Source organism: Allobosea sp. (genome assembly GCF_048595345.1).
In the GTDB taxonomy this organism is placed as follows: Bacteria; Pseudomonadota; Alphaproteobacteria; order Rhizobiales; family Beijerinckiaceae; genus Allobosea.
The window spans coordinates 1-11,983 of record NZ_JBMDWH010000195.1; the positions used below are offsets into that span (position 1 = coordinate 1).

12 protein-coding genes and 1 pseudogene are annotated in these 11,983 nt (G+C 67.8%); 4 read left to right on the forward strand and 9 right to left on the reverse strand.

What is annotated here, in order from left to right; all coding sequences use genetic code 11:
- Window positions 1-209, reverse strand: a pseudogene (locus ACOJTB_RS17050) (hypothetical protein); the annotation flags it as partial.
- Between the two features lie 286 nt (window positions 210-495).
- Here ACOJTB_RS17050 and ACOJTB_RS17055 point away from each other — a divergent pair.
- Window positions 496-1,095 (forward strand): superoxide dismutase, encoded by a 600-nt coding sequence (locus ACOJTB_RS17055; protein ID WP_420103721.1) that lies wholly within the window; start codon window positions 496-498, stop codon window positions 1,093-1,095.
- A gap of 100 nt (window positions 1,096-1,195) precedes the next feature.
- Here the strand turns inward: ACOJTB_RS17055 and ACOJTB_RS17060 are convergent, their stop codons facing one another.
- Both ACOJTB_RS17060 and ACOJTB_RS17065 read right to left on the reverse strand, forming a co-directional pair.
- Window positions 1,196-2,881 carry a methyl-accepting chemotaxis protein gene (locus tag ACOJTB_RS17060; protein WP_420103722.1) on the reverse strand — a complete coding sequence of 562 codons (1,686 nt, stop codon included), beginning with the start codon at window positions 2,879-2,881 and terminating at the stop codon, window positions 1,196-1,198.
- Between the two features lie 113 nt (window positions 2,882-2,994).
- Window positions 2,995-3,840, reverse strand: a complete 846-nt coding sequence (locus tag ACOJTB_RS17065) for a ChbG/HpnK family deacetylase (protein ID WP_420103723.1) — start codon at window positions 3,838-3,840, stop codon at window positions 2,995-2,997.
- A 120-nt stretch (window positions 3,841-3,960) separates the two neighbouring features.
- Between ACOJTB_RS17065 and ACOJTB_RS17070 the strand changes: the two genes are divergently transcribed.
- Window positions 3,961-4,992, forward strand: a complete 1,032-nt coding sequence (locus tag ACOJTB_RS17070; protein ID WP_420103724.1) for a glycosyltransferase family 2 protein — start codon at window positions 3,961-3,963, stop codon at window positions 4,990-4,992.
- Between the two features lie 113 nt (window positions 4,993-5,105).
- Entirely contained in the window at window positions 5,106-6,632 is a 1,527-nt protein-coding gene (gene murJ / locus ACOJTB_RS17075; RefSeq protein ID WP_420103725.1) for a murein biosynthesis integral membrane protein MurJ, read from the forward strand.
- Between the two features lie 37 nt (window positions 6,633-6,669).
- On the opposite strand, the gene ACOJTB_RS17080 is transcribed toward murJ, so the two are convergent.
- From ACOJTB_RS17080 to ACOJTB_RS17095, 4 genes are all read right to left on the reverse strand, one after another.
- Window positions 6,670-7,647 carry an NAD(P)H-dependent flavin oxidoreductase gene (locus ACOJTB_RS17080; RefSeq protein ID WP_420103726.1) on the reverse strand — a complete coding sequence of 326 codons (978 nt, stop codon included), beginning with the start codon at window positions 7,645-7,647 and terminating at the stop codon, window positions 6,670-6,672.
- A 9-nt stretch (window positions 7,648-7,656) separates the two neighbouring features.
- Window positions 7,657-8,529, reverse strand: a complete 873-nt coding sequence (locus ACOJTB_RS17085) for a branched-chain amino acid aminotransferase (RefSeq protein WP_420103727.1) — start codon at window positions 8,527-8,529, stop codon at window positions 7,657-7,659.
- A 126-nt stretch (window positions 8,530-8,655) separates the two neighbouring features.
- Window positions 8,656-8,973, reverse strand: coding sequence for an AzlD family protein (locus ACOJTB_RS17090; RefSeq protein WP_420103728.1), 318 nt, complete (start codon window positions 8,971-8,973; stop codon window positions 8,656-8,658).
- The gene (locus ACOJTB_RS17095) at window positions 8,960-9,691 is read right to left on the reverse strand and encodes an AzlC family ABC transporter permease (RefSeq protein WP_420103729.1); all 732 of its coding nucleotides are present in this window, start codon (window positions 9,689-9,691) and stop codon (window positions 8,960-8,962) included. The genes ACOJTB_RS17090 and ACOJTB_RS17095 overlap by 14 nt, the downstream gene beginning before the upstream one ends.
- 109 nt (window positions 9,692-9,800) lie before the next feature.
- On the opposite strand from ACOJTB_RS17095, the gene ACOJTB_RS17100 reads away from it, so the two are divergent.
- Complete coding sequence (locus ACOJTB_RS17100) at window positions 9,801-10,409, forward strand: 4'-phosphopantetheinyl transferase family protein (protein ID WP_420103730.1); 609 nt, start codon at window positions 9,801-9,803, stop codon at window positions 10,407-10,409.
- 5 nt (window positions 10,410-10,414) lie between these two features.
- Here the strand turns inward: ACOJTB_RS17100 and ACOJTB_RS17105 are convergent, their stop codons facing one another.
- Window positions 10,415-11,158, reverse strand: coding sequence for a TerC family protein (locus ACOJTB_RS17105; protein WP_420103731.1), 744 nt, complete (start codon window positions 11,156-11,158; stop codon window positions 10,415-10,417).
- Between the two features lie 18 nt (window positions 11,159-11,176).
- Window positions 11,177-11,881, reverse strand: a complete 705-nt coding sequence (locus ACOJTB_RS17110) for a TerC family protein (RefSeq protein ID WP_420103732.1) — start codon at window positions 11,879-11,881, stop codon at window positions 11,177-11,179.
- Window positions 11,882-11,983: the final 102 nt, after the last annotated feature.

Genomic DNA, 11,983 nt, shown 5'->3' on the forward strand with positions numbered 1-11,983 from the left:
CCGGCTTCGGCGATCTGGCGCCGCATGGCGCGGATTTCGCGCAGCACGACGGCGAGCGAGAGCATCAGAAGGCCGGCGGTGGCCATGATCGAGCCGATGATGACCTGGGTGAAACCGCGCTCGAGCACCAGATAGGGCCAGCCGCTATAGACCGCGTAGAGTCCGCCGCTGAAGAGCCCCAGGCCCAGAACCGTGAAAATCGCTGTCAACTCGGCACCCTCGACATGGCCCCTGTCCCGCCGTTCAGGCGAGCGGGAAGCAGCCCATCATCTAACACATTGAATAAGAGACGGTTTCCATTTCGGCCAGTGGCGAGCCCGAATTGCTGCGCCGGCTGCCCTGACGGCAAGTGCGGGGATTTCGCGTCGGCGGCGGTTGTGGCGCGCCCGCTTCGCGCTTAACTATCGCGGAGAATGGCCGGGTGTCCCGCGCCTCGCCAATCCTCGGCAAGCCATTCTCATTCAAGCGAATTTCATAGCCTCAAGGAGCAGCCTCATGTCCTTTACGCTTCCCGATCTTCCTTACGCCCATGACGCGCTCCAGCCCTTCATGTCGAAAGAGACGCTGGAGTACCACCACGACAAGCACCACCTCGCTTACGTCAACAACGGCAACAACGCGATCAAGGGCACCGAATTCGAGGGCAAGTCGCTCGAAGAAATCGTGAAGGGCTCCCATGGCAAGAACGCCGCGGTGTTCAACAATGCCGGCCAGCACTACAACCACCTGCATTTCTGGAAGTGGATGAAGCCCAATGGCGGCGGGGCCATTCCGGGCGAGATCGAGAAGGCCCTCGTCGAGTCGTTCGGCTCGGTCGACAAGTTCAAGGAAGATTTCGTCGCCGCCGGCGTCGGCCAGTTCGGCTCGGGCTGGGCCTGGCTCGAGGTCAAGGACGGCAAGCTCGCCGTCTCGAAGACCCCCAACGGCGAGAACCCGCTGGTCCATGGCGCGACCCCGATCCTGGGCGTCGACGTCTGGGAGCACTCCTACTACATCGACTACCGCAACCGTCGCCCGGACTATCTCAAGGCGTTCCTCGACAGCCTCGTGAACTGGGACTACGTGGCCGAGCTCTATCACGGCGCCAAGGCCTGAGCGGATCGAATCCGACACCGTTGAAAACGGAACGGGGCCCTTACGGGCCCCGTTTTCGTGTCGGCGTCTCGGGCTCGTGGCGCCTCGTGCTTCCGCCGGATCAGGCGGCGACGCTGCGCAGGAACTGGTCGACCGTCGAGTCGAGGCGGTGGGCCTGGGTCGCGACCTCGCCGGCCGCGCCGCGCACCTGCTCGGCCGAACGGCCGGTTTCCTCGACACTGTCGGCCAGCACGCTGAGATCGCTCGAGATCGACAGCGCCGAGGAGCTCGCCATAGCGACGCCGCTGGCGATCTCGCCGGTCGCGATGGCCTGCTGCTCGATCGAGGTGGCGACCGAGTTGGCGAAGGTCTCGATCGCATTCATGCGCTGCGCGATGTTCTGGATGGCGCCAACGACCTCGCCGGTCGCGCCCTGGATCGCCGCGACCTGAGCGACGATCCGGTCGGTGGCATCGGCGGTCTGCGAGGCGAGCGACTTCACCTCGGCGGCCACCACGGCGAAGCCGCGCCCCGCCTCGCCGGCGCGGGCCGCCTCGATGGTCGCGTTGAGCGCGAGCAGATTGGTCTGGGCGGCGATGTCGCGGATCAGGTTCACGACCTCGCCGATGGCACGAGCGGTCTCGTCGAGTTCCTGCACGGAGCCGGCGGTCGCGCGCGAGGCCGAGGCCGCCTCGACGATCTCGGTGCGGACCCGGCGGACCTGATACTCGACCTCGCGGATCGCGGCGCCCATCTCCTCAGCGGCCTGGGCGGCGCTTTCGACATTGCCGGTGGCGCCATGAGCCGTGTCGGCGGCGCGGGCGGCGCGCTGCGAGGCCTCGGCGGCAACTCGCGCCAGCCCGTCGGAGGCCTCCCGCATCCGCTCGGCGTTGCTCTTGAACGCTTCCAGCGCCATGCCGACTTCGCTGCGGAACAGCGTGATGGCGGCATCGACCGCCTGCTGGCGGGCCCTGCGCTCGCTTTCGGAGACGTTCTGCTGGTCCTCCAGCGCGGCGCGCTCCGCGAGCCTGATCTTGAGGATGCCCAACGCCCGGGCGATGGCGCCGATTTCGTCCTGGCGGTCGAGAGCGTCGATCTGCGTGTGCAGATCGCCGTCGGAAATCCGCACGATGGTGTTGGTCATGCCCCGCAGCGGCCGCATGGTCCGAGACAGGGAGAACCACAGCAGCGGGCCGATGATCGCCAGGATCCCGCCACCGAGAGCGACGATGACGAACTGCTCCCAGCGCGAACGGGCCTGCAGCCGTGACTGATCGAAGCGCAGCGCCACATATGCGACAGTCTTGTTGCCCGCGCGGATCGCCATCACCTTGGTCAGATATCCGCCGCTATCGGTTTCGTAGCTGTCTCGCGCCTGCACGGCGTCCCAGGGCTCGCTGCCGAGCGCCTGCTTGAGCCATCGCCGGTTCAGCGACAGGCGCGCATCCTCGCTGCGCCCCGAGCCGGCGAGGGTCGTGATATCGTCTCCGACGATCGCGGCGTCGAAATCCGGGTCGCGGCGCAGCGAAGAAAGGATCGAGTTCAGCGTGTTGGAGTCTCGCGATAGAACAAGCGCGGGCGCCGCATTGGCGACCATGGAGGAGAGCGCCTCCGATTTCTGCTCCAGATCCTGATAGGTGCGCGTTTCGTTGTAGCGCGCCACGGCCAGCACGACGACGATGATCGCCACAGCCACGATCAGGACGGCTGCTGCCGCGATCTGCCTGCTCAGTGAGCCACCGGTGCCGAGCGCTTGCTGCGGGGCCGTCTCGATCGCCCGGTCGGCAGATCGCTGGAACCAATTCATAGCGCCGCATGTCCCCGTTCGATGCCGCCGTTTGGTGGCGGCGCATCATTCCCCGGCGCGATAGTGGGACGCCCCGGTAAACAAATCGCTTGCAGTGGGAAAATGGGCCCGCTTCAGTGCGAAAATTCACGAAAGCGCAGCATTTGGAGGCCCTCCGGCGGAGAGAAACCGGCGATGGCCGCGTGCTCGATCGGGCGCGTCGCGATTACCGGGTCGAGCGTCGCCAATTCTTCGTCGATGAAGCCGGGATGGCACATCACCAGATGCGCCGGGCCCGGACGAAGCAGGAAACGGCGAAGATCGGCGGCGAAGTTGCGCTGCGAATCGAATGGCGAGACGCCCGAGAACCCCTGATTCACCGGGATGAGGCGCCGGCGCGCCGCGGCGGCGAAGCCTCGGGCGAGGCCGGCGATCACCGCGGCCTTGCGCACCGCGACGCCGCGCGCGCGAATCGCCGCAACGCCGTCCGCCGGATCGCGCAGATAGACCGAGCCGGACGGGTAACGGGCGGCGATGGTCTCGATCACCGCGCCGCGCACGCCCGGCAGCGCATGGACATGCTGGTGCCCGTCGACGAAATCGGGCGAGCGGCCCAGCGCCTGTTCGAAGGCATCGAGCTGGCGCACGAGCTCCGCCGCGATCTCACGCCGCACCGGCGCGGAGAGCAGCGCGCCGCGCAAGACCTGCCCCAGCGGCGGCAGAGCACCGGAGGGTGCGAGATTCGGCATCGCGCCCAGAGGCGCCCCGCAGGTCAGGTTGAAATGCAGGCCGAGATCGGCCCGGCCCGCGAAGGCTGCGAGTTCGCCGGCCAGCCGCGGCCAATGCGGCCTGTTGGTCATCGCCCCGGTGGCGCTGAGCTTGCCGAGACCCAGCAGCGCCAAAATCGAACGGCTGACGCCCTCGGTCAGCGCGAAATCATCGGCGCAGAGAATGAAGCCCTTGGCCATCGCCAGTCGCATCTCCGTTGTCTCGCATTCAGGCGCCATGCGCTATAGCGCATCGGGCTTGTCGCCGGGCAAGCTTTCGGTTTTCAGTGCGTCCGCGCCGGCTTGCCTCGGCGCGGGTTCGAAAGGCCTTTCGTGTCGGACATCGCGTCACCCGCTCCCACCCGCGCGCCGCGCGCCTCGCGCTGGCCGGAGCTGTCCATCGTCGTGCCCGTCCACAACGAGGCGGAGAATGTCGGGCTGCTGGTGGAGCGTCTCAAGGGCGTGCTCGCCGGCGCGGTCGCTTCCTTCGAGATCGTCTTCGTCGATGATGGCAGCCGCGACGGCACGCTGTCCGTGATCCGGGAGATGAACAAGGCCGATCCGCGCATCAGCGCGGTCTCGTTCAGCCGGAATTTCGGCAAGGAGATCGCGATCGCGGCCGGGCTGGACCACGCCTTCGGCGATGCGGTGGTGATCATGGATGCCGATCTTCAGCATCCGCCGGAGGTGATTCCCGCCTTTCTGGAGAAGTGGCGCGAAGGCTATCTCAACGTCTACGGCCAGCGCACCGACCGCGTCGGCGAGACGGCGCTGAAACGCAATTTCGCCAAGGCGTTCTACCGCATCTTTGGCCGTTTCGGGGAAACGCAGCTGCCGGAGGGCGCCGGCGATTTCCGCCTGCTCGACCGCAAGGCGGTGGACGCCCTGCGGGCCCTGCCGGAGCGGGCGCGCTTTTCGAAGGGGCTCTATGCCTGGGTCGGCTTCCGCTCGACCGGCGTGCCGTTCGAAGTCGCCGACCGCGCCCATGGCGTCTCGAAGTTCCGCTATGGCCGGCTGTTCTCCTTCGCCTTCGACGGCCTGTCCTCCTTCTCGACCGTGCCGCTCAAGGTCGCGACCTGGAGCGGCGCGGTGATCGCGTTGATCGCGACGCTGACGGCTCTCTACTTCCTGATCCGCACCCTTTTCTACGGCACCGATCTGCCGGGCTTTCCGTCGCTGATCGTGTCGATCATGTTCTTTTCCGGCATCCAACTGGTGTCGCTGGGCATGATCGGGGAATATGTCGGGCGCATTTTCGCGGAGGTGAAGCGCCGGCCGCTCTATTTGATCGGCGAGCGGGTCGGCTTCGAGGCCCGCACGGTCGATCATCCGCGCGGGGATGCCCTGCCGCCGGTCATTCGGTGAACGAACGCCGGAGTCGCTCCCGGGCTTGACCGGAGAATCCCGTTCCAGGAGAGCTGCGGGAGCTTCCTTGTCCCGAGATGCTCGGGTCGAGCCCGAGCATGACGAAGGTGCCGATGCTCAGAAACATCCTGTCGGTCGGCGGCTATACGCTGATTTCGCGCCTGACCGGCTTTCTGCGCGATATCGTGCTCGCGGCGGTTCTCGGCGCCGGCGCGACGATGGACGCCTTCTCGGTGGCGCTGCGCCTGCCGAATCATTTCCGCGCCATCTTCGGGGAAGGCGCGTTCAACCAAGCCTATGTGCCGGCCTATGCCCATATCGCCGAGCGGGAGGGGGCGCAGGCGGCCCATCTCTTCGCCGACCGGCTCTTCACCGTGCTGTTTCTCGTCCAGCTCGTCCTCTTGGCGCTGGCGCTGCCGCTGATGCCCTGGCTGGTGACGCTGCTGGCGCCCGGCCTGACCGGGGACCCTGCCCTCTTTGAGCTCGCGGTCTCGCTGACGCGGATCACGTTTCCCTATCTGCTCTTCGTCACCATGGTGACCTTTCTGGGGGCGACGCTGAACGCGGTCGATCGCTTCGCCGCCTTCGCGGCGGCGCCGATCCTGCTCAATATCGGGATGATCGCGGCGCTCTCGGTCTCCTTCCTGTTCCCGAGCGCGGCCTATGCCGCGGCCTGGGGGGTCTCGGCTTCGGGGCTGGCGCAGTGGCTCCTCCTCTATGTGGCGGCGCGCCGGGCGCGGGTTTCGAGCCGCCTCGTCAGGCCGCGGATGGACGCCGGGGTGCGCCGATTCCTGAAGGCGTTCGGCCCGGCGGTGATCGGCTCGGCTGGTGTGCAGATCGCGATCTTCGCCGACACGATCATCGCTTCACTTTTGCCGCGCGGCGCCTATTCGGCGCTGTATTACGCCGAGCGGCTCTACCAGCTGCCGATCGGGCTGATCGGCATCGCGGTCGGCACGGTCGCGCTCTCGGCAATGAGCCGCTCGATCGCGCGCGGGGACGAGGCTGCGGCCAACCGCGCCCAGAACCGGGCGGTGGCCATCGCCTTCGTCGCCAGCGCGCCCTTCGTCGCGGCCTTCCTGGCGGTGCCCGACCTGATCGTGGCCGGGCTGTTCCAGCGCGGCGCTTTCGATGCGCAGGCCAGCGTAGCTTCCGGCACCGTGCTGTTCGCCTATGCGCTGGGCCTGCCGGCGATCGTGATGATGCGCTCGCAGATCTCGGCCTTCCAGGCGCGCGGCGACACGACGACGCCGATGCTGGTCTCTCTGGGCGCCATCGCCTGCAATCTCGTGCTGAAGCTCCTGCTCTGGCGCGATTGGGGCGCGCCGGGCCTGGCGCTGGCCACGGCGGCGGGAGCCTGGATCAACCTGACGACGCTCTTCGTGCTGGGGCTGAAGAAGGGCTGGACCACGCCGGACCGGCGCCTGCCGGGCTTCTTCGCGATCACGGGCGCTGCGGCGCTGGCGGCCGGGCTCTTCGCCTGGTGGTTCGCCCCGCTGGCGCTCGGGGTGACCGCTGCGCTCGGCTTCCAGCCGCTGCTGATGGGCGTGCTGCTGCTCTCGGGGGTGGCGGCGGTGATTTATGCCTTGTTGGCGGGGGTGGGGCTGAAGGCGACGGGACTGCTGCGGCTGATGCGATAGCGTGCCCGCGCTGTCCTGGCCTCTCGACGCTGAAGCTTTAGACCAGGAACCACCCTGCCCCACCAAGCAGCGCCGCAGCCTCCGCGACCATGCGCTCGACGATCTCGCCCGCCGGCGGAATGTCGGCGATCAGCCCTGCCGCCTCGCCGAAGATCGCGGCGGCCTTGTCGGCCTCGCCCGCCATGAAGGCCACGCGATAGGCAGGCGCCTCGGTCTCGATCGCGGCGCGCAGCTCGTCGTCGCGCCCCGCCCAGTCTTTCGTGAAAGCATTGGCGTGGACGCGGATGTCGAAGGGCTTGGGCCAGTCGAGCCGGCGGGCGATGTCGGGCAGCGAGGAGCGAACCGTGTCGTCGCCGCTGGCCGCGACAGCGACGGCGTGGTGGCGCTGATGCACCAGCGCCTCGCGGCTGGCCCAGAAGCGGGTGCCGACCAGCACGCCATCGGCGCCGAGCATCAGCGCTGCCGCGAGACCGCGCCCATCGGCGATGCCGCCGGCCGCGAGGAGCAGTGTGTCGGGGCTCTCGCGGGCCAGCAGATCCGCCACCTCCGGCACGAAGGGCAAGGTGCCGCGACGGTGGCCGTGGCCGCCGGCCTCGGCGCCCTGCGCGACAATGATCGCGGCGCCCGCCTCCAGCCCCCGCCGGACATGGTCGAGGGACTGGCACTGGCAGATCAGCGGCACGCCGGCGGCTGCGATCTCGGCCGCGAAGGGGTGCGGATCACCGAAGGAGAGCATCAGCGCCTTCGGCTCATGCGAAAGCGCCTGCGTCAGCAGTTGCGGTTGTCTGGCCATCGACCAGGTGATGAAGCCGCAGCCGACCTGCTCATTGCCAGCAGCGGCGAATTGCTGTGCGAGCCAGTCGGCATCGCCATAGCCGCCGCCGATCAGCCCTAGCCCTCCGGCGCGCGTCACTGCCGCGGCTAGCGCCCCGCCGCCGGCCAGCGCCATCGGCGCCGACAGGATCGGATGGGCGATGCCGAGGCGCTGCGTCAGCCGTGTGGCGAGCTTCGCCATCGGGCGGCCTCAGGCGGCCTTCGGCTTGGAATGCGCGAAGTCCATGTAGAGCTCGCGCGCCTTGCGGAACATCGGGCCGGGCTGGAGCGTGCGGTCGTCGATGCGGATGACCGGCATGCATTTGGAATAGTTGCCCGAGATGAAGATCTCGTCGGCCTGTTCGAAATCCTCATAGCGCAGGCTGCATTCCTCGACCGGAACGCCGGCGGCGCGCAGCAGGCCGATGACGCGCTGCCGGGTGATGCCGTTCAGGAAGGTGCCGTTCGGCACCGGCGTCTTCACCACCCCGTCCTTGGCGAGGAAGATGTTGGAGGTCGCGGTTTCGGCGACATGGCCGAGCATGTCGAGCACCAGCGCATTGTCGAAGCCGGCGGCCTTGGCCGCCTTCAGGATGCGGGCATTGTTGGGGTAGAGGCAGCCGGCCTTGGCGTCGGTCGGCGCGGTCTCGTAGCTGGGGCGGCGATAGAGGCCCTTGGTCACCGAAAAGCCGTTGGTCGGCTGCGGCATCGGCGCCTCAAACAGGCACAGCGCGAACTGCGTCGAATCCGGATCGGGCATGATGGTCGAGGGGCCGTCAGCCTCGCCCCAATACATCGGCTTGATGTAAAGCGCCGTGCCGGGCGCGAATTTCTTCACGCCTTCCATGGCCTTGCCGATGATGAAGTCCTCGCTGACGGTCGCCTCGAGCCCGAGCGCCACGGCGGAGCGGTTCACGCGGGCAGCATGGCGATCGAGATCCGGCGCCACGCCGTCGAAATAGCGGCCGCCGTCGAAGACCGAGGAGGCCTGCCAGAGCGCATGGCTGCGCGGGCCGACGAGGCCGGGATTGCCCTCGTGCCAGTCTCCGTCGAACCAGGTCCAGGTTTGAGAATACCATGCCATGGCGGCGCTCCGATTTGGTCAGTTCTTCTGACCTGCACCGTCCTCCCGCCAGCCCGGCGCGTCAACACGCCGGGGCGCATAGCGCGATGACGGGATGTGATGGAAGCGATCGCAAGCGGTGATCGGTCAGAAGCCCAGCGCGCGCAGCCCCGAAATGACAGCCATTCCGGTGACCAGCGCCAGCAATTCGCTGCGCCTGACGATCATGCTCGCCATGGCCGCGAGCAGCGCGATTCCCGCGGCCCAACCGAGCCGCTCGATGAGCGGCAGCACGGTCGCCGCGACGATGGACCCCGGCAGCGCCGCCAGCCCGCGGCGGACATGAGGCGTCAGCGGGATGACGCTCATCAGGGCGACGCCCGAGATACGACAGAGATAGGTCGCGAGCGCCATGGCCCCGATGGCGAGATAGGCGCCCCAAGGACCGGGATCAGGCAGCGTCATCGCGGAACGCCCCCGTCAACGCGCCGGCCAGCGAGCCGGTGATGATGAAGGCGTAGCCGTTGACCAGCTTGGCCGTCACCAGCGCGACGAGCCCGGCGACCAGCCATGGCATCGCCGCGCGGCGCCCTTTCCACATCGGCACGATCATCGCCGCGAAGAAGATCGGCATCACGAGGTCGATGCCGTAGCGGCGTGGGTCGGAGACCAACGCGCCCAGACCATGGCCCGCGAGGGTGGCGAGCACCCAGACCACCCAGAGCGCCAGCCCTGCGCCGATCAGCACGCCGAGATCGCGGCCGCCTTCCTCGCGGTAGCGCGTGCCGATCAGCCAGTTCGCATCGGTGTAAAAAAACAGATGGAGAGCGTTGAGACGCTTGGAATAATACGCGAACCAGGGCTGGAGCGCGGCGCCCTGCAGGATCATGCGCGCATTGACGGTCGCCGTCACGACGGCGAGCCCCGCAATCGCGCCCCAGCTCCATTCCGGCCGCCAGATTTCCATCGCGACGAGCTGCGAGACCCCGCCATAGACGAGCCCACTCATCAGCACGGTCTCGAGCAGCGTCAGCCCCTTGGCGGCAGCGGCAGCGCCGAAGGCGACGGCGAACACGACGATTCCGGGCAGCAGCACCGAAACGCGGCGCACACCGAGCAGCATGCCGGAACTGGTCAGCGGCGCGGCGGCCGCTGCGGTGCGGGAGGCAGGATCTGCGGACATGGTTTCTCCTGAAACCGAAGCGGGGAGACGTCAACGCGCAGCGGGAAGGACGCGGCATGTCTGGGGCGCAAAGCGCGACAGGGGCGAGGCCGCCGGATAGTCTCACCCCATGATCTGGGCCGACGATCCTACCTTTCGCACTCCCCATCTGCCGGCGGTCTGGCTGGTGGCGACGCTGGCGCGGCCCGTCGACCGGGCGGAGCGCTCGCGGCTGCGGCGGGACACCGCGCGGCAGGTGTTCGCCGGCCAGGATGGTTTTTCGGGCTGGGACGGGGCGATCGGGCATCTGCCGAGCGGCCAGCCGGTTCTGCCGGCGCGGCCCGATCTATACCTCTCGCTCGCCACCCGCGGCGGGGTGGTTGCGGTCGGGCTGGCGGAGAGCCCGATCGGCGTCGATGTCGAGGCGGTCGAGCCGGCCGCTGACATTCCGCTCCCTCTGCTGCATCCGCAGGAACAGGCGGCGCTGGCGGTTCTCGATGGGCTGCAGCGCGCTGTGGCCTTCAGCCTGATCTGGGCGGCGAAGGAGGCCTATGTGAAGGCGCTCGGCACCGGGCTCCTGCGTGAGCCGGAGAGTTTCGCGGTGTCGCTGCCGGGAGGCGGGCGTTTTGCCGTGTTTGACCCAGCGCGACGGGATACCCCGCAAGGTCGCACACGCCTCATCGAAAACGGCGGCCAGGTTGCCCTGGCCGCCGCTGCGATCGTTCTGCAAGAGGCGTAAGCGCCTCAGCCCGGCTGGTCGGCCGGCTTGCGCTTCATCAGGTAGGCGACGGTGCAGACGAAGGCCGCACCGACCACAGCCGCGCCGTAATAGACCGTCTTGGCCGTCGCGAGGCCGGCCGGATGGGTATCGGAGACCGGCACGCTTGTGACCCAGCTCGGGATGGCGGTGTGGAACCACTGCAGCAGCGCGATGTCGCTGACCAGCATCTCGCCGGCGATCCAGCCCAGCAGCGCGGCACCGAACCAGACCAGGATCGGGAAGCGCTCCAGGATCTTGGACAGCATGTTGGCGCCGAAGATGATCAGCGGGATCGTCAGCAGAAGGCCGAAGACGAAGAGTTCGAAATGGCCTCGCGCCGCGGCTGCGATCGCCAGCACATTATCGAGGCTCATCACGGCGTCCGCGATGGCGATGGTGCGCACGGCCTTCCAGAGATTGTCGCTGGCCTTGATGTCGCCGTGCGATTCATCCTCGCCCATGGCGAGCTTGATCGCGATCCAGAACAGCAGCAGCGCACCCACCACCTTCAGGAAGGGCACGTTGAGCAGATAGGAGACGATGACCGCGAAGATGATGCGCAGGGTGACGGCCGCGCCGCAGCCCAGCCAGATGCCGAGCTTGCGCTGCTTCTCCGGCAGCGAGCGCACCGCCATGGCGATGACGATGGCGTTGTCTCCGGACAGGAGCAGGTCGATCCAGATGATCTGGAGCAGCGAGATCCAGAAGGTGGATGATGCAAAATCCATGGGTGTTTCGTTCCCCTGTCAGTGAGCCGGGCCGGGACGGCGCGATTTGATGAGATAGCCGAGCCCGACCACCAGCAGCGCACCGAGGATGGCGGCCGGGTATTCGAGCGTGTGAAGGAGGTCCTCGCCGAAGCGGCCGGCGAGCCACGGGTCGGAATCGAGCATCTCGCCCGCGACCCAGCCCAGCAGTGCCGCACCGGCCCAGACGAGAATCGGGAAGCGGGTCAGAAGGTTCGTGATCAGCGAGGCGCCGACGACGATCAGCGGGATCGAGATCACGAGGCCGGCGATCAGCAGTGGCATCGAATCGCGGGCGACGCCGGCGATGGCGAGAACGTTGTCGAGACTCATGACGATGTCGGCGATGGCGACGGTCTGCACCGCCTTCCAGAGCTTGCTCGAGGCGGCGATGGCGTCCTCATCGGCCTCGCCATCCTCGATCAGCAGCTTCACCGCGATCCAGACCAGCAGCACCGCGCCGACGATGCGCAGGAAGGGCATCGACAGCAGCGAAGCGATGACCACGGTGAAGGCGATGCGCAGGACGACGGCGACGGCGGCGCCGAGCGCGATGCCCTTGGTGCGCTGCTCTGGTGCCAGCGCGCGGCAGGCGAGCGCGATCACCACCGCATTGTCGCCTGAGAGCACGACGTTGAGCAGGATGATCTCGGCGAGCTTACCCCAAAGCAGCGGATCGCTCAGCGAAAACGACGTCAAATCCATGGGCGAATGCCCCCCTTGTCCATGCTCCGGCCGCATCCGCGGCTCTGATTGCGGCGCGATGCGCCGTGTTGCCGGCTCAGCCCAGCGCCTGCGCCACCGCCT